Source organism: Immundisolibacter sp., assembly GCF_041625615.1.
Taxonomy (GTDB): Bacteria; Pseudomonadota; Gammaproteobacteria; order Immundisolibacterales; family Immundisolibacteraceae; genus Immundisolibacter.
The window spans coordinates 1-17,284 of the sequence record NZ_JBFJTF010000043.1 but is presented as its reverse complement, the minus strand read 5'-3'; the positions used below and the strand labels follow the sequence as shown (position 1 = coordinate 17,284).

Sequence of the window (17,284 nt, the reverse complement as noted above, 5' to 3'; positions counted from 1 at the left end):
GCCTGGTGCTCCCAGGTCCAGGCCTCCTCGCGCTGGTAGGTCTCAAAGCCCGACAGGCTGGTCACCAGGGGCCCCGCATTGCCGGACGGCCGCAGGCGCACATCGATCTCATACAGCCGCCCGGCGGGGGTGAGGGTGGTCAGCACGTGCGTCAGCCGCTGTACCACGCGGGCAAACCACGTTTCGTTGGCCAGGGGGGCCGGGCCGTCGGTCTCGCCGCCGCTGCCGTCGTGCAGGAACACCAGGTCCAGATCGGACTCGTAGTTGAGTTCGCCGCTGCCCAGGCGACCGTAGCCGAGTACCAGCAGTGGCGCTTCCTGCGCACCCGCGCCCGCCTGACGGGGCAGGCCGTGGCGCCGTTCCAGCGGTGCCATGGCCAGGGTCAGCGCCCGGCGCAGCAGGGCCTCGGCCAACGCGGTCAGGGCCTTCGGTGCCTGGGGCGGCTGCAGCAGGTCGCCGATCTCGGCCGCCGCCACGTGCAGCGCCGCCGCGTAGCGATGATCGCGCAGCACGTTCATGGCGGTTTCGAGGTCATCGGGGTCCCCCCCGGCCAGCGCGCGATCGAGTTCGCGCTCGATCTGCACCGTGTCGAGCGGACGGTACAGCGCGCGCGAATCGAGCAACTCGTCCAGGACCACCGGGTGACGGGTGATCCAGTCGGCAACCCAGGCGCTGGCGGCCATCAGTCGTGCCAGATGCTCCTGCGCCGGCGGATGTTCCAGCAGCATGGCGAGGTAAACCGAGCGGGTCGCCACCGCGTCGAGCAAGGTGCACAGACGTCCCACGGTCAGCGCCGGCCGGTCGGTGGCCGCCGCCGCCCGCAGCAGGCCCGGTAACAAGGCGGTCAGGCGCTGGCGCGCCGTGGCCGAGGCCACGCGGCAGGCGCGGCCGTCGCGCAACGCACGAAGATGCGCCAGTGCCTGCTCGGGGTCGTCGAGGCCCAGGGCACGCAGCTCCTCCGCCGCGCCGGTCTGTTCCAGGCGGTCGGGCCACAGCGGATGGTCGGGGGCGGCGGTGTCCGGGGCGCCGAGCAACTCGCTGAAATGGGCATGCATGCGGGCCCGCCATTGGGCCAGATCCTGGCTGCAGGCGGTCCAATCGGCGTGTCCCATGGCCAGCGCCATGCGCGTCTGATCCTGCGGGTCGGCGGGAATCTGGTGCGTCTGACGGTCCTGCAGCATCTGCAGGCGGTTCTCGAAGCGCCGCAGAAACGCGTAGCCTGCCAGCAGTTCGTCGACCGCCGCCTGCGGCAGGTACCCGCGCTCGCCGAGCAGCCGCAGCAACGGGCGCAGTCCGCGGCAGCGCAGGTCCGGCTCGCGTCCGCCGCGGATCAGCTGGTGCACCTGACCGATGAATTCCACTTCGCGGATACCGCCGGCACCCAGCTTGACGTGATCGTCGAGACCCTCGCGGCGGACCTGTTCGACGATCAGCGCCTTCATGTTGCGCAGCGCCTCGATGGCGCCGAAGTCGAGATAGCGCCGGAACACGAACGGACGCAGGCGCTCGAGCAGCCGATCACCGGCGTCGATGTCGCCGGCGGCCGGGCGTGCCTTGATCAGCGCGTAGCGCTCCCAGTCGCGGCCGTGGCTCTGGTAGTAGTCCTCCATGGCATCGAAGGACACCACCAGCGGCCCGCTGCTGCCGAACGGGCGCAGGCGCATGTCGACCCGAAACACCCGCCCGCCGGCCTCGATGTCATCCAGCACACCGATCAGCCGCCGCGCCAGGCGCACGAAAAACTCTTCGTTGCTCAGGCCCCGCGGCCCGTTGCAGGTGCCGGCGTGCTCGAAGGCGAACATGAGGTCGATGTCGGACGAGAAATTGAGCTCGCCGCCACCGAGCTTGCCCATGCCCAACACCACCAGCCGCACCGGCTGGCCGTCGGCGTCACATGGATCGCCCAGCTGCTGCGCCTGCCAGGCGTGCAGATGGCGCAGCGCGCCGTCGAGGCAGCCATCGGCCAGACCGGACAGCGCGCCCAAGGTCTCGTCGAGATCGGCCCAGCCGGCCAGGTCGCGCCAGGCGATGCGCAGCATTTCGCGCTGGCGCAGCCGGCGCAGGCGCCGGCGCAGGTCGGCCTCGTCGTCACAGCCTTCCAGTGCGCCGGCCAGCAACGTCCGGAGGGCGGCCTCATCCTCGGCGGCTTCCAGGCGGCCGCTGTCGATCAGTTCAACCAGCAGCTGCGGCTGTGTCTGGCACAGCTCGGCAGCGAAACGGCTGACCGCCAGCACCCCGGGTGCCGCCGACCACCAGCCACCGTGGCCGATGCGCTCGGCCAGCCCGGGCAACCGGCGCAGGGCGTCCAGCCGCTGGCCGGCGTCGTCCTTCAGCTCGGACGGCAGGACGCTCAGGTCGGGCAGCTCCGGCATGGACACGGCCCTACATCAGGACCAGCTGGCCGTCGATGACCTTCACCTTCTGACCGACGGTCACACCGGGTGCCTGCGGATACTGGACGGTGCGGGTGGTGCCGTTGTCCATCTGCACGGTCACCTCCCAGTAGGTGCTGGTGTTGCGGCGCTTTTCGATCTCGTGGCCCGCCAGGCCACCGCCCACGGCGCCGGCGACGGTGGCGATCTTCTTGCCGCTGCCGCCGCCGATCTGGTTGCCCAGCAGGCCACCGGCGACGGCCCCGACCGCGGCGCCGACGCCACTGCCTTCACCCTTGGCCTGATGGCTGACAACGCTGCTCACGGTGCCGCAGTTCTCGCACACCGGCGGTGGCGTCGGCGCGGCAACCGGGGCCGCGGCACGGGGCGCCGGCGCGGGTTTCGGGGTGGGTTCGGGCGCCGTCGCGGGCGCGCTGGCCGCGGCGGCCTCATCCACCTCGGGAGTGGCGGATTCCTCGCGACAGGCACCGAGCACCAGGGGCAGGGCAAACGCCAGAACGGCCAGTCGGGTTGTCTTCATGCTGCACCTCCGCAGTGAGCCAGGTTCGCTTCGGGCGGCCACCCCGGCCGCCCGCCTTAGTGTGGCCGAGTTAAGAGGCCGTCGCAGGGACGGCCGGTCAGGCAGCGGCATAAACCCGGCCCGCAGCTGCCAGTGCGGCACCGGTGTCGACCTCGCGCCCCTGGGCGGCGAGGGCACTGCCCAGTGCCGACAGGCAGGTCAGGACGTGCCGCTGGCTGGCCGACTGGCCCATCAGGCCGATGCGCCAGGCCTTGCCGGCAAACTCGCCCAGGCCGGCGCCGATCTCGACGCCGTGCGTGGCCAGCAGCGTCTGGCGCACACGGGCATCGTCCACCCCGGACGGGATGCCGACCACATTCAGCTGCGGCAGCCGCTCGCCATCGGCGCCGAGCAGTTCGAGGCCGAGTGCCGGCAGGCCCGCACGCAGTGCCCGGTGGTGCAGGGCGTGCCGTGCCCAGGCCGCCTCCAGGCCTTCCTCGTGCAGCATCACCAGCGCTTCGTGCAGGCCGTACAGGGCGTTGACCGGCGCCGTGTGGTGATAGCTGCGCCGCCCGGCGCCGGACCAGTAGCCAAGCACCAGGTTCAGATCCAGGAACCAGCTTTGCACCGGCGTGGTGCGGGCGCGGACGCGGGCGAGGGCGCGCTCGCTGAAGCTCACCGGCGACAGGCCCGGCGGACACGACAGGCATTTCTGGCTGCCGCTGTAGATGGCGTCGATACCCCAGCCGTCGACGTCGAGTTCCACGCCGCCCAATGCCGTGACCGCGTCCACGATGGCCAGCGCATCGTGGCGATGGGCGATGTCGACCAGGGTGCGTGCGTCCGACAGGGCGCCGGTGGAGGTCTCTGCCATGACGAATGCCACCAGTCGGGCCTGCGGATGGGCCTTCAGGGCGTCCTCCAGGCGCTGCGGATCGACGGCGCGGGTCCACGGATCGTCGACGATGACGGCCGTGCCGCCGGCGCGCTCGACGTTTTCCTTCATGCGTCCGCCGAACACGCCGTTGCGGCACACGATGACCGTGTCGCCCGGTTCCACCAGATTGACGAAGCAGGCCTCCATGCCCACCGAGCCGGGGGCGGAGATGGGGAACGTGATGTCGTTGTCGGTTCTGAAGGTGCGACGCAGCAGGGCCTTGATGTCGTCCATCAGATCGACGAAGGCGGGGTCGAGGTGCCCGATGGTTGGCTGTGCCATGGCCGCCAGCACGCGCGGGTGCACATCGGACGGGCCCGGGCCCATGAGGGTACGCAGCGGCGGGTGGAAACTGGGCATGAACGGCTCCTGGTTAGCGGCAAGAACCCCGACAAGCAGTCCCGCGCAGACTCAATCCCGCACGCGGCGGGTCAGGTCGTCGTAGGCGTCGATGCGTCGGTCACGCAGGAACGGCCAGATGCGGCGTACCCGCTCGTTGTGGGCGCGGTCGATGTCGGCGCAGATCACCGTCGGGGCATCGCACGGCGCCTGGGCCAGGTATTCGCCCTGCGGGCCGGCGATGAAGCTGCTGCCCCAGAAAAGACTGCCGCCGGACGGGCCGCCGGTCATTCGTTCGAGTCCGACACGGTTGGCGGCCAGCACCGGCAGGCCGTTGGCGATGGCATGCGCCCGCTGAACGGTCAGCCAGGCGTCACGCTGACGCGATTGCTCGTCCTGCGTGTCGTCCGGATCCCAGCCGATGGCGGTCGGGTACAGCAGCAGTTCGGCCCCGGCCAGTGCCATCAGCCGCGCGGCTTCCGGATACCACTGGTCCCAGCACACCAGGACACCGAGCCGCCCGACGGAGGTTTCGATCGGCGCGAACGGGCCGTCGCCGGGGGTGAAGTAGAACTTCTCCAGGTACCCCGGGTCGTCCGGAATGTGCATCTTGCGGTAGACGCCGGCCAGCGTGCCGTCGCGTTCCAGCACCACGGCGGTGTTGTGGTACACGCCGGCCAGCCGGCGCTCGAACACCGAGCCGACGATGACCACGCCCAGTTCGCGCGCCAGATCACCCAGAAACGTGCTGGTCGGGCCGGGCAGGGGCTCGGCCAGGTCGCACAGGGCGGGGTCTTCCACCTGGCAGAAATAGGGCGTGCGGTGCAGTTCCTGCAGCAGCACCAGGCCGGCACCCCGCGCGGCAGCGGCACGGATGCCGGCGGCGCTGGCGGCCAGGTTGACGGAGGGGTCATCGGTGCAGGCGTGCTGCACGCAGGCGACGGTCAGGGGGCTCATGGTGCGGCCGGAATCTGCATGCTGGCGCAGTGCAGGCTGCCGTTCTGGCCGACGATGGCGCGCGCCGGCACGGCCACGATGTCGCGTCCGGGGAAACAGCCGGCCAGGCGATCCAGCGCCACGCGGTCATTGGGGTCGTCGTACACCGGTACCAGGACGGCGCCGTTGACGATCAGGAAATTGGCATAGTTGGCCGGCAGGCGGCGCCCGTCCGCGTCGTGGATCGGTGCCGGTACCGGCAGGGGCACCAGTCGGTAGGGCGCGCCGTCGCTGCGGCGCAGGGCCGCGAGCTGGCCCTGCAGGCCGTCGAGCGCGGCGTGTTGCTCGCGATCGGCCGGATCGGCGCAGGTGAAGGCCAGCGTGTGCGGGTCGCAAAAGCGCGCCAGGGTGTCGATATGGCCGTCGGTGTCGTCGCCGAGCACGTCGCCACGGTCCACCCACAGCACGCGGTCGACGCCGAACAGGGTCGGCAACGCCGCCAGCATGGCCTCGGCGGCGGCAGGCTCGTTGCGCGTGGCGCTCATCAGGCAGGGGCGGGTGACCAGCAGGGTGCCTTCGCCGTCCACCTCGATGTTGCCGCCCTCGAGCACCCACGGCAGGGCCTCCAGGGTCAGGCCGCCGAGCGCGCCCTGGGCGGCCAGCGTCGCGGTGACGGCATCGTCGAGTTCGCTGCGGTACTTGCCGCCCCAGCCGTTGAAACGGAAATCCAGTGCCACCGGCCGACCGTCCCGCATCACGGTGAGCGGGCCATGGTCACGCACCCAGACGTCGTCGGACGGGGCGATCGCCAGCGTCACGCGGGCCGGCGGCACCCCCGCCCCGCGCAGGCAGGACGCAACGTGGCTGCGGTGCTCGGCGTCGTGGCAGGCGACGATCAGCGGTTCGCGCGCGGCGATGGCGGCCGCGAAGGCGACGAACTCGCTCTCGGTCTGATGCAGGGTATCCGCCCAGTCGCCATGGGTGTGCGGCCAGGTCAGCAGCACGGCCGCCTGCGGTGCCCACTCCGGCGGCAGCCAGCCACCGGTCACGGCGTTGCTCCTGGATGGCTGGCACCGGCTTTCTCGAGCGCCTGTGCCACCTCGGGTGGCATGTAGTTCTCATCGTGCTTGGCCAGTACCTTGGCCGCCTCGAACTGGCCGTCGGCATTCAGCCGGCCCTCGGCAACCACGCCCTGGCCCTCGCGGAACAGGTCCGGCAGCGGTCCCGAATAGTGGACACGGATGTCGTGCTGGGTGTCGGTGACCGTGAAGCGCAGGTCCAGCGGCCCGGGCCCCTTGTCCACCGACCCCATGCCCACCAGCCCGCCGACGCGAAAGGTGCCGCCGGTCGGTGCCTTGCCGGCCGCCACCTCGCTGGGGCTGAAAAAGAACACCAGGTTGTCGCGAAAGGCGTTCATCACCAACAGGACGGCGACCACCAGGGCGCTCACTGACAGCGAGACGAAAAGCAGGCGTTTGTGACGGGTTTTCATTCGACTGGGCGGGTGTGGCGTTGACGGTCGAGTCGGCGGTGACGGCGCCACGGCAGCCAGGCGTTCAGCCCCAGCACCAGCACCGCCAGGGCATAACACGGCCATACGTAGGCGCCGTAACCGCCCATGGCAAGAAATTCGGTCATGGTGCGTCCAGTTCGACCAGCCAGCGGGCGTCGCGTTCGCGTTCGAGGATTTCGCAGCGCATCCGCTGCAGCAGCACGGCGACGAAATACACCGTGAAGCCGGCGATCATCAGCAGCAGCGGCGTCAGCATGGCCGGATGGATGGCCGGTCCGTCCAGGCGCGTCAGCGACGCCGGCTGGTGCAGCGTATTCCACCAGTCGACGGAGAAATGGATGATCGGGATGTTGACCACGCCGACCAGGGTCAGCAGCGCGGTGGCGCGGCCGGCACGCTGCGGCTCTTCGATGGCACCGCGCAGCGCGATCACGCCCAGGTACAGGAACAAAAGCACCAGCTCGGAGGTCAGCCGCGCGTCCCAGGCCCACCAGGTGCCCCACATGGGCTTGCCCCACAGCGAGCCGGTGACCAGCGTCAGCGCGGTGAAGGCGGCGCCCAGCGGTGCACAGCACTTGGCCAGCATGTCGGCCAGCTTCATGCGCCAGACCAGAAACACGAAGGCGCCGCCGGCCATCACCATGTAGGTGAGCATGGACAGCCAGGCCGCCGGTACGTGTATGAAGATGATCCGATAGCTGTCGCCCTGCTGGTAGTCGGCCGGTGCCAGCACCAGGCCCCAGGTGGCGCCCAGCAGCAGCAGGGCGGCCGCCAGCGTGCCCAGCCAGGGCACCAGGCGCCCGGCCAGCGGGTAGAAGAATTTTGGCGCGGCGTAGCGGTCCAGGGTGGGGCCGAACATGGGCGGTCAGTCCAGTGAAATGCGCAGCGCGGCGGCTGCGGCCCAAGGGGCGAACACGGTGGCCAGCACCAGCATGGCCGCCAACAGCGACAGATTGGCGCCGGCGCCGAAGCCCTGCGCTGCCGCCTGCACCGCACCGGCACCGAAAATCAGCACCGGCACGTACAGCGGCAGCACCAACAGCCCCAGCAGCGCACCGCCGCCACGCAACCCCAGCGTCAGCGCGGCGCTGATGGCACCGAGCAGGTACAGCAGCGGTGTGCCCAGCAGCAGTCCGGCCAACAGCACGGCAAGGTCGGCGAAGTTTAACCCGAAGGCCAGGGCCAGGACGGGCGCCGCCAGCGCCAGTGGCAGGCCGCAGGTCAGCCACTGGGCGGTGATCTTGGCGCCGACCAGCAGCGCCAGCGGAGTGGGGCTCAGGAGCAGCTGTTCAAGTGCTCCGCTGTGCTGGTCGGCGGCGAACAGCCGCGGCAGCCCGAGCAGGGTGGCCAGCACGGCGGCGATCCACACCACGCCGGGGCCGATGGCGTGCAGCAGCGCCGGTTCGGCGCCCACCCCGAGCGGGAACAGGCTGCCGACGATGACGAAAAAGGCCAGCGGCAGCAGCGTGTCGCCCGGCCGGCGCCAGGCAAGCAGCAGTTCGCGGCGGAACACCTGCACGATCATGCCGGCGTGCCGAGGTCGAGTTCGCGCAGAACGCCGCCGAGACCCGGCAGGTCCTGGTGCGTGGTCAGCACTGCCAGCCCGCCGGCGGCCAGGTGTTCCGCCAGCAGATGGGCGGTGAGCGCCACGCCCTGGCGATCGAGACCGGTCAGCGGTTCATCCAGCACCCACAGCGGCGCGCCGCGCAGCAGCAGCCGTCCCAGCCCCAGGCGTCGGCGCTGGCCCTGCGACAGCAGGCGCGCAGGCTGCCCGGCCAGCGCGCCGAGGCCTACCTGGTCGAGGGCTGCCGTCACCGCCGCGGCCCGCACCGGTGGGCCACCCAGGCGCAGGTTCTCGGCGGCGGTCAGGTCACCGAAGTGGCCTTCCTGGTGGCCGACAAAGCTGAGCGCGTCGTGATACTGGTCGCCCAGCGTGCCGATGGGGGTGCCGTCCCACAGTACGGCGCCGCGCACCGGCTCGGTCAGGCCGCAGATGATGCGCAGCAGCGTGGTCTTGCCGGCGCCATTGGGGCCGGCCACGCGCAATGCCTCGCCGGCATGCAGCAGCAGGTTCAGGCGCCGGAAGAGCACCGTGTTGGACCGCACCGCGGCCAGGTCGCGCAGTTCGAGCATGCAGCGTCGGGGACAGGGGGTTGTCAGATCAAGCGCCGTTGGTCGGTGATCGGCGCCGGCATTACACTGCCACCCCCGATCGCTTCGAGTCCGCGCAACGCGGCATGCCACGGCACGCTGCGCATTGTCGCATTGTCTGTCACATCGACACCGCCACACCGGGACAGGTCTTGATTACATCCAGCCAAAACCTCATCGAGTTCGGACACCTGGCCGTGGTCGCGGCGTTGCTGGTGGCGATACTGCAGGCACTGTCGCCGCTGCTGGCCCGCGCCACCGAACGCCCGGAACTGGCTACCGTGGCGGTGCGCGCCACCTGGCTGCAGCTGGTGCTGGCCCTGTTCGGCTGGGCCGCGCTGACGCATGCCTTCGTGACCGACAATTTCTCGGTCTGGTACGTCGCACAGAACAGCAACAGCGCGCTGCCGCTCATCTACAAGATCAGCGCCGTGTGGGGTGGGCACGAGGGCTCGCTGTACCTGTGGTACGTGATTCTGGCCGGCTGGACCGCCGGGCTGGCCTGGCACGGACGCCGGCACTTCGCCGACCGGCTGCCACTGGCCCTGGCGGTCCAGGGGGCGCTGTGTGTCGGCTTTCTGGGACTGATCCTGCTCCTGTCGAATCCATTCACGCGGCTGCTGCCGGTGCCGGTCGACGGACGTGACCTGAACCCGCTGCTGCAGGATCCGGGCATGGCCATCCACCCGCCCATGCTGTACATGGGCTATGTGGGTTTCTCCGTTCCGTTCGCGCTGGTGCTGACCGCGCTGCTGACGCGCTGGCCGGCCGAGGACTGGTTGCCGCTGGTGCGCCGCTGGGCACTGGCGGCGTTCGGCTTTCTTACGCTGGGCATCCTGCTCGGCGGCGCCTGGGCCTACTACGAGCTCGGCTGGGGCGGCTACTGGGCCTGGGATCCGGTGGAGAACGCGTCGTTCATGCCGTGGCTGACCGGCGCGGCGCTGGTGCACTCGCTGATGGTGCAGCAGCAGCGGCGCCTGCTGGCCAGCTGGAACCTGTTCCTGGCCATCCTCACCTTCTCGCTGTCGCTGCTGGGCACGTTCCTGGTGCGTTCGGGCGTGTTGTCGTCGGTGCATGCGTTTGCCGTCGACCCGGGGCGTGGCGCCTACATTCTGGTGTTCCTGGCCCTGGTGGTGGGCAGCGCCTTCGGTGTGTTCCTGTGGCGCGGCGGCGACATGCAGGCGAGCCCGCGACCGACCGGCTGGCTGTCGCGCGAGACCCTGCTGCTGGTCAATAACGTGCTGTTCACGGTGGCCGGTGCCTGCGTGTTCCTGGGCACGCTGTACCCGTTGTTCCTGGATGTGACCATCGAACAGAAGATCACCGTCGCGGCGCCGTACTTCAACGCGGTGGTGGTGCCGCAGATGCTGCTGCTGGTGTTGCTGATGGGCATCACGCCAAGCCTGCCCTGGCGCCAGGCGCAGCCGGCGGCGCTGTGGCGGCGGCTCAGGTGGTCGCTGCTGGCCGGTGCCGTGGCCGGTGCGCTGACGCTGGCGCTGGCGCGGCCGGTGAGCGTGCTGGCGGCGCTGTCGGTCGCCTGCGCGGTGCTGACCATGGGCACCGTATGGGCCGATCTGTGGCGCGGCGGGCGCGCGCTGGCCGGCGCCGAGCGCCGGCCGCTGGCACTGGCACTCCCACTCAACGCCTGGCGCGCGCGCCGCCACTACGGGGCGCTGGTGGCCCACCTGGGGGTGGCGGTGGCGACCATCGGCCTTGCCGCCGCCGGCCTGTTCCGCGACCACACGCTGGTCACGATGGCTCCCGGCGACACGGCAACCCTGGCCGGTCACCGCTTGCAGCTGGTGGGGGTCGGCCCTGCCACCGGCCCGAACTACGATGCCGAACGTGCGAGCTTCCTGTTGGACGGCGCCATTGCGCTGAAGTCGGAGCGACGCAGCTACCACGCCAGCCGCATGCCGACCACCGAGTCGGGCATCCACTCGACGCCGCTGCGCGACGTCTACGTCGTGCTGACCGAATCGCGTGATGGCCGGCACACCATCTCGTTCTACGTCAATCCGCTGGTGCAATGGATCTGGGCCGGCGGGGCGCTGATCGGCCTGGGTGTGCTGCTGTGCCTGAGCGAGCGCCCGGCGCGGCGCGACGGTTCGTCTGCCGCCTGATCTGATCTTTCCATGGCTCGATCTCCCGCCGCCGGCCACACGCCGGTCATGCAGCACTATCTGCAGCTGAAGGCCCAGCAGCCGCAGGCGCTGCTGCTGTACCGCATGGGCGACTTCTACGAGCTGTTCTTCGACGACGCGGTCGACGCGGCGCGCCTGCTCGACATCACCCTGACCAGCCGGGGCGAGTCGGGCGGACAGAAAATCCCCATGGCGGGCGTGCCGGCCCATGCGCTGGAAACCTACCTCGCCCGTCTGGTGCGCCGGGGGCGCACGGTGGCCATCTGCGAGCAGATCGGCACGCCCACCGGCCGTGGACCGATGCGGCGCGAGCTCACGCGCGTGGTCACGCCGGGGACGCTGACCGACGACGCGCTGCTCGAACAGCGTCGCGAGAACCTGATCGCCGCCGTGCTGCCGCAGGGCCGCGGCATCGGCCTGGCGGTGCTGGAACTGGCCAGCGGCCGCTTCACCGTCGGCGAAGTGCAGGACATGCCGGCCCTGTCGGCCGAACTGGCGCGCCTGGCGCCGGCCGAACTGCTGCTGCCGGATCAGGAACACGGCAACGCGCCGGACGGTCCGTGGAGCGTGACCTACCGTCCACCCTGGCACTTCGAGGCCCACAGCGCCCAGCGGCTGTTGTGTGAACAGTTCGCGGTGCGCGACCTGGCCGGGTTCGGCTGCGCCGACCTGCCGCTGGCCATCGGCGCCGCCGGCGCGCTTTTGCAGTACGCACAGGAAACGCAGCTGGCCGCATTGCCGCATCTGCGCGGCCTGCGCGTGGAGGCGCCTGGCGACGTGCTGATGCTGGACCCGGCCACGCGGCGCAATCTCGAGATCGACCACAGCCTGAGCGGCGACGAGCGGGCCACCCTGGTCGGCGTGCTCGACGGCTGCGTCGGTGCCATGGGCAGTCGCCTGCTGCGCCGCTGGCTGCAGGGGCCGGTGCGCGACCGGGCCGAACTGCGCGCGCGCTACGGTGCGATTGCCGCCTTGCTCGACAACGGCGGCTACGCGACCGTGCAGGAGCGCCTGGGCGGGGTAGGGGACGTCGAGCGCGTGCTCGGGCGTGTGGCGCTGCGCACGGCGCGTCCGCGCGACCTGGCCGCGCTGCGCGACAGCCTGGCGCTGTTGCCGGCGCTGACGCAGGCGCTGGCCGGCTTCGAGGCACCCCGGCTCGCCGCGCTGCGAGCCGATCTGCCGGACTTCGCCGCACTGCGGGACGTGCTCGACGCTGCGCTGGAGGCACAGCCGCCGGCGTTGCTGCGCGACGGCGGCGTCATCGCGACCGGCTTCGATGCCGACCTCGACGAACTGCGCGCCATCGGCCGTGATGCCGGCAGCTACCTGCTGGAGCTGGAGCAGCGCGAGCGCACGCGTACCGGTATCGCCAACCTGAAGGTCAGCTACAACCGGGTGCACGGCTACTACATCGAGATCAGCCGTGCCCAGGCACAGGAGCTGCCGGCCGACTACACACGCCGGCAGACGCTCAAGAACACCGAGCGCTACCTGACACCGGAACTGAAGGCGTTCGAGGACAAGGCGCTGGGTGCCCGCGAACGGGCCCTGGCACGCGAGCGCGAACTGTTCGAGCAGCTGCTGGATACCGTGCTGGCGCAGCTGGCGCCGCTGCAGACGGCGGCCGCCGCGCTGGCGCAGCTGGACGCGCTGGCCAACCTGGCCGAGCGGGCGCAGTGCTTCGGCTATGTCGAGCCGCAGCTGGAGGAGGCGCCAGGCATTGCCATCGACGGCGGCCGGCACCCGGTGGTCGAGCGCCTGACCGACGGTCCGTTCGTCGACAACGACCTGGCGCTGGACGACGCGCAGCGCATCCTGCTGGTCACCGGCCCGAACATGGGCGGCAAGTCCACCTACATGCGCCAGGTGGCGCTGATCGTGCTGCTGGCGCACGCCGGCAGCTACGTGCCGGCACGCAGCGCGCGCCTGGGGCCGGTCGACCGCATCTTCACCCGCATCGGCGCTGCCGACGACGTGGCCGGCGGACGCTCCACCTTCATGGTGGAAATGACCGAGACCGCCAATATCCTGCACAACGCCACCGCCCACAGCCTGGTGTTGCTGGACGAGGTCGGCCGGGGCACCAGTACCTACGACGGCCTGGCGCTGGCCTGGGCCTGCCTGGTGCATCTGGCGCAGCGGGTGCGGGCCTTCACGCTGTTCGCGACGCACTATTTCGAGCTGACCGCGCTGGCGCAGGAGCTCGATGGCGTTCGCAACGTGCACCTCGACGCCGCCGAACACGCCGGCGGCATCGTGTTTCTGCATCGGGTGCAGCCCGGACCGGCCCGGCGCAGCTACGGCCTGCAGGTGGCCGCGCTGGCCGGGGTGCCGCCGGAGGTGCTGGAGCTGGCCAACACACGCCTGTCGCAGCTCGGGGAGGGCCTGCCGGCCGCCGAGCCGGCACCGCGGCAACAGCAACTGGGCCTGTTCGAGGCGCACCCGGACCAGGCGGTGCTCGACCGGCTGGCGCTGATCGACCCCGATGGCCTGGCGCCACGCGCGGCGCTGGATCTGCTCTACGAACTGCGCGACCTGCTGGACAAGTCCCCGGCCAGGGCAGTCGACCGCTAGGCGGACGCGCCCGCGCAGCCCACGGGCGGGCGCCGGGTGGCCCTAGGCGTTGGCGAGCCCCGCGGCCAGGTCGGCGATCAGGTCGTCCGCATCCTCGATGCCCACCGACACCCGCACCAGACCCGGTCCGATGCCGGCCTGGGCCTGGGCCTGCGGCGTCATGGCGGCGTGGCTCATGCTGGCCGGGTGCTCGATCAGGCTTTCCACGCCGCCGAGCGATTCGGCGAAGGCGTAAAGCTTGAGTCGCTCGACCAGCCGGAACACGGCCGCCTCGCCGCCTTCGAGGTCGAAGCTGAGCATGGCGCCGAAACCGTCCTGCTGACGCCTGGCCAGGGCGTGGCCCGGGTGGTCCGGCAGGCCGGGGTAGTGCACGCGCGACACCTTGGGGTGCTCCAGCAGGAACTGCGCCAGCGCCTGGGCGTTGCGCTCGTGGGCCTGCATGCGCAGCGGCAGCGTCTTCACACCGCGCAGCACCAGCCAGGCATCGTAGGGCGAACTGGTGGTGCCAAGCGCGTTGGCGGTGGCGGCGACCTTTTCGGCCAGCTCGGGCGTGCCGGCGACGATGGCGCCGCCGACCACGTCACTGTGGCCGTTCAGGTACTTGGTGGTGGAGTGCACCACCAGGTCCGCACCGAGCGCCAGCGGGCGCTGCAGGTAGGGGCTCAGAAACGTGTTGTCGGCGCAGATCAGCGCGCCGTGCTCCCGCGCCAGTGCACTCACGGCCGCGATGTCGGTCAGGCGCAGCAGCGGATTGCTGGGCGTCTCGATCCACACCAGCGCCGTGTCCGGCTCGAAGGCCGCGGCCACGGCGTTCAGGTCGCCCATGTCCACCAGCGAGAAACGCAGCCCACGCGCCGGCAGCACGTTGGCGAACAAGCGATAGGTGCCGCCGTAGATGTCGTTGCCGGCGATCACGTGTGCCCCGGGCGGCAGCAGGTGCAGCGCCGTGGTGATGGCGGCCATGCCGGTGGCGACGGCCGTGGCGCCGGCGCCGCCTTCCAGGCTGGCGAGGTTCTCTTCCAGCGCGTCGCGGGTGGGGTTCTTGGTGCGCGTGTAGTCGTAGCCCGAGGTCTGGCGCGGCCCCTCGAAGTAGAACGTCGACGACGGATACAGCGGCGTCACCACCGAGTTGTACAGCGGGTCCTTGTAGACACCCCCATGCACGCAACGGGTGGCGAATTTCAGGCTCTCGAGGGGGATGTGGCGCTTCATGATTATGAAATGTCGACGAACGCTAGATGGCGCCGGAATTCTAGCAGGGGGTAACCCGCCTCCAGACCGCTTCCGGTGGCTAACTTTTTGCATATGGATATGCATGTCGACAGGCATGACGGCAGCCCCTGCCAAGTACACTTCGCCGCGCTGTGGCCCCGGCGAACCGACTCCGGTGTCGGGCGGTCTGATGCGAGGCGTTTGTTCAACCATCTGCGAGGGATCGTCTGCCGTATGCCGCCGCGCACGACACGCCGTGATGTACTCAGGCTCTTCGCCGCCGGCGGCATGCTGGCCGTGTCGGGGCTGTTGCCGTTAACCGCGCTCGGTGCAGGCCGTCTGGGCCCCCGGCGCCGCTTCAGTTTCGATCGCCTGCGCGAACAGGCCCGTGCCCTGGCCGGGCGGCCCTATGCGCCGCCGGCAATCGCCAACGCAGACCTGCTGCACGGCATCGATTTCGACACCATCCAGACGATCCGTTTCCGGCCCGAACACACGCTGTGGGCAGACGCGCCCGCTTCGCTCGGCGTGCAGCTGTTCCATCCGCACCGGTTTGCGCAAAAGCCGGTGCGCGTGTACCTGGTGGACGACGGCACGGCGCGCGAGGTGCCGTTCTCGACCGACCTGTTCGCGTACGGCACACCCGGCCTGGCCCGAAAGCTGGCCCACCATGGCGGTTTTGCCGGCTTTCGTGTCATGGACCCGGCGCCGGCCGACACCGACTGGCTGGCATTCCAGGGCGCGTCCTATTTCCGCAGCAGCGGTCCGCAGGGGCAGTACGGCCTGTCGGCGCGGGGCATCGCCGTCAACACGGCCCTGCCGCAGCCGGAGGAGTTTCCCGACTTCACGGCGTTCTACCTGGAGCAGCCGGACGACGAGCGCATCACCGTGTACGCGCTGCTGGACGGGCCGAGCCTGAGCGGCGTGTACCGCTTCGACTGCCGGCGGGCCGACCCGGTGGTGACCGAGGTGCATGCCGAGCTGTTCATCCGGCGCGACATCGAGCGCCTGGGCGTGGCGCCGCTGACCAGCATGTTCTGGTACGCGGAAAACAACCGCCAGCGGGCGGTCGACTGGCGACCCGAGATCCACGACTCGGACGGACTGGCGGTGTGGACCGGTGCCGGCGAGCGCCTGTGGCGGGTGCTGGAGGCGCCGCCGATGGTCAAGACCTCGTCCTTCGTCGACGTCAACCCGCGCGGCTTCGGTCTGTCGCAGCGCGACCGCAACTTCGAGCACTACCAGGACGACGGCGCCTTCTACGACCGTCGACCCACGGTATGGGTGGAGCCGCTCGGCGCGTGGGGGGAGGGCGCCGTGCAGCTGGTGGAGATTCCCACCGACGACGAAATCCACGACAACATCGTCGCCTACTGGACACCACGCGAGCCGGTGCGCGCCGGGTCTGCCTGGACCTTCGACTACCGTTTGTACTGGGGCAATGACGAGCCGGTCATGCCCGCCGTAGCGCGTGTGCGCCACACCTGGAAAGGGCGCCACGGCATCCCGGGGCTGGCCGCCTCGCAGGCGGCCGCACTGCCGGCCGGCATCAAGTTCGTCATCGACTTTGCCGGTGGCCCGCTGGCCGACCTCGAGCAACGCTACGACCTCGAGCCGGTGGTCAGCACCTCGCGTGGGCGCATCGACAACGCCTATGTGCTGAAGGTGGTCGGCACCGACCGCTGGCGCGCCGCCTTCGACCTGTACGTGGACGACGCGGGGGCCGACGACCCGGTGGAGCTGCGCTGCTACGTGCGCCTCGACGACCGGACCCTGACCGAGACCTGGCTGTATCAGTACATCGCCGCGCCGACATGCTGAGGTGCTACCGACCCCTGGCAGCGCTGGCGCTGGTGGTGGCGCCTACCGTCGCCGCGCCCTTCGACTTCGAGTCGGTCAAACGCCTGGCCAAGGAACGGCTGCTGGCGCCCTACGTGGCGCCGGCCGACAGCGGTGGCCTGGATCCCGCGGCCTGGCAGGCGGCGCACATCAAGCCTCAGCATGCACCGTGGACCATGGGCTCGCGCTTCGTGCCGCTGCCACGCCCGGCGCGCCGCGGGTGCGTGCCCACGCGCTGGCACTCCATTCAGCTGAACGGCGTCCGGCCACTCGACTACCGGCCGACCCAGTTCGAGTGGGCAGGCGCCGCGGCGCCCGACGCGGGCGGCGGCGGGTTCTGTGGTTTCGATCTGCTCTATCCGCGCGCGGCGGGCGCCGGACATGGCCCGTTCGCCCGCATCGGGGGCGAGCGCTGGCAGCTGACCGGTGCCGGCCGCCCGTACGGCGCCGCGGCCTGGCTGGTGGCCAGCCTGGACCACAACGGCGTGGCGCATCCGGTGCCGTTCACCGACCACTGGCTGGTGCGACCGGCGGCCGGCGCGCATCAGCTGCGCGTGTATGCACTGGCCGAGTCGGCGATGCTGGTCGCCGCCGCGCAGATGGATCTGATGCCGGGCAGCGACGCACGGGCGCGGGTACAGCTGGCGCTTTACCCGCGAGAGGGAATCGGCCCGCTGCTGCTGGCGCCGCTGGTCGGCAGCTTCGTGCAGGACGAGCACCGGCCCGGCCGGGTGTCGCCCCTGCAGG

15 protein-coding genes are annotated in these 17,284 nt (G+C 70.6%); 4 read left to right on the top strand and 11 right to left on the bottom strand.

Annotated elements, in window-relative coordinates; genetic code table 11:
- The 10 genes from glnE to ccmA form a co-directional block, all read right to left on the bottom strand.
- On the bottom strand, positions 1-2,372 hold a 2,372-nt coding region (glnE, locus tag ABYX71_RS05190; RefSeq protein WP_372695443.1), incomplete at its 3' end, for a bifunctional [glutamate--ammonia ligase]-adenylyl-L-tyrosine phosphorylase/[glutamate--ammonia-ligase] adenylyltransferase.
- Between the two features lie 10 nt (positions 2,373-2,382).
- On the bottom strand, positions 2,383-2,913 hold the full coding sequence (locus ABYX71_RS05185; protein WP_372695442.1) for a glycine zipper 2TM domain-containing protein: 531 nt from the start codon (positions 2,911-2,913) through the stop codon (positions 2,383-2,385).
- Positions 2,914-3,010: 97 nt separating this feature from the next.
- Positions 3,011-4,189, bottom strand: coding sequence for an alanine--glyoxylate aminotransferase family protein (locus tag ABYX71_RS05180; RefSeq protein WP_372695441.1), 1,179 nt, complete (start codon positions 4,187-4,189; stop codon positions 3,011-3,013).
- Positions 4,190-4,240: 51 nt separating this feature from the next.
- Positions 4,241-5,125, bottom strand: a complete 885-nt coding sequence (locus tag ABYX71_RS05175; RefSeq protein WP_372695440.1) for a carbon-nitrogen hydrolase — start codon at positions 5,123-5,125, stop codon at positions 4,241-4,243.
- Positions 5,122-6,153, bottom strand: coding sequence for an agmatine/peptidylarginine deiminase (locus ABYX71_RS05170; protein ID WP_372695439.1), 1,032 nt, complete (start codon positions 6,151-6,153; stop codon positions 5,122-5,124). The genes ABYX71_RS05175 and ABYX71_RS05170 overlap by 4 nt, the downstream gene beginning before the upstream one ends.
- Positions 6,150-6,596, bottom strand: coding sequence for a cytochrome c maturation protein CcmE (ccmE, locus tag ABYX71_RS05165; RefSeq protein WP_372695438.1), 447 nt, complete (start codon positions 6,594-6,596; stop codon positions 6,150-6,152). The genes ABYX71_RS05170 and ccmE overlap by 4 nt, the downstream gene beginning before the upstream one ends.
- Entirely contained in the window at positions 6,593-6,742 is a 150-nt protein-coding gene (ccmD, locus tag ABYX71_RS05160) for a heme exporter protein CcmD (protein ID WP_372695437.1), read from the bottom strand. The genes ccmE and ccmD overlap by 4 nt, the downstream gene beginning before the upstream one ends.
- Entirely contained in the window at positions 6,739-7,476 is a 738-nt protein-coding gene (locus ABYX71_RS05155) for a heme ABC transporter permease (protein ID WP_372695436.1), read from the bottom strand. The genes ccmD and ABYX71_RS05155 overlap by 4 nt, the downstream gene beginning before the upstream one ends.
- Before the next feature lie 6 nt (positions 7,477-7,482).
- Entirely contained in the window at positions 7,483-8,142 is a 660-nt protein-coding gene (ccmB, locus tag ABYX71_RS05150) for a heme exporter protein CcmB (protein ID WP_372695435.1), read from the bottom strand.
- Positions 8,139-8,750 (bottom strand): cytochrome c biogenesis heme-transporting ATPase CcmA, encoded by a 612-nt coding sequence (ccmA, locus tag ABYX71_RS05145; RefSeq protein ID WP_372695434.1) that lies wholly within the window; start codon positions 8,748-8,750, stop codon positions 8,139-8,141. Before ccmA ends, ccmB begins: the two co-directional genes overlap by 4 nt.
- 170 nt (positions 8,751-8,920) lie before the next feature.
- Here ccmA and ABYX71_RS05140 point away from each other — a divergent pair, with 170 nt between their 5' ends.
- Both ABYX71_RS05140 and mutS read left to right on the top strand, forming a co-directional pair.
- The gene (locus tag ABYX71_RS05140) at positions 8,921-10,891 is read left to right on the top strand and encodes a heme lyase CcmF/NrfE family subunit (protein WP_372695433.1); all 1,971 of its coding nucleotides are present in this window, start codon (positions 8,921-8,923) and stop codon (positions 10,889-10,891) included.
- A gap of 12 nt (positions 10,892-10,903) precedes the next feature.
- Positions 10,904-13,486, top strand: a complete 2,583-nt coding sequence (gene mutS / locus ABYX71_RS05135; RefSeq protein WP_372695432.1) for a DNA mismatch repair protein MutS — start codon at positions 10,904-10,906, stop codon at positions 13,484-13,486.
- 42 nt (positions 13,487-13,528) lie between these two features.
- Here mutS and ABYX71_RS05130 read toward each other — a convergent pair whose 3' ends face one another.
- Entirely contained in the window at positions 13,529-14,698 is a 1,170-nt protein-coding gene (locus ABYX71_RS05130) for a PLP-dependent aspartate aminotransferase family protein (RefSeq protein WP_372695431.1), read from the bottom strand.
- A gap of 234 nt (positions 14,699-14,932) precedes the next feature.
- On the opposite strand from ABYX71_RS05130, the gene ABYX71_RS05125 reads away from it, so the two are divergent.
- Both ABYX71_RS05125 and ABYX71_RS05120 read left to right on the top strand, forming a co-directional pair.
- Positions 14,933-16,519: a glucan biosynthesis protein gene (locus ABYX71_RS05125; protein WP_372695430.1), complete on the top strand. Its 1,587-nt coding sequence runs from the start codon at positions 14,933-14,935 to the stop codon at positions 16,517-16,519.
- Positions 16,513-17,284 (top strand): glucan biosynthesis protein (locus ABYX71_RS05120; protein WP_372695429.1); only part of this gene is annotated, 772 nt, incomplete at its 3' end. The genes ABYX71_RS05125 and ABYX71_RS05120, both read left to right, overlap by 7 nt.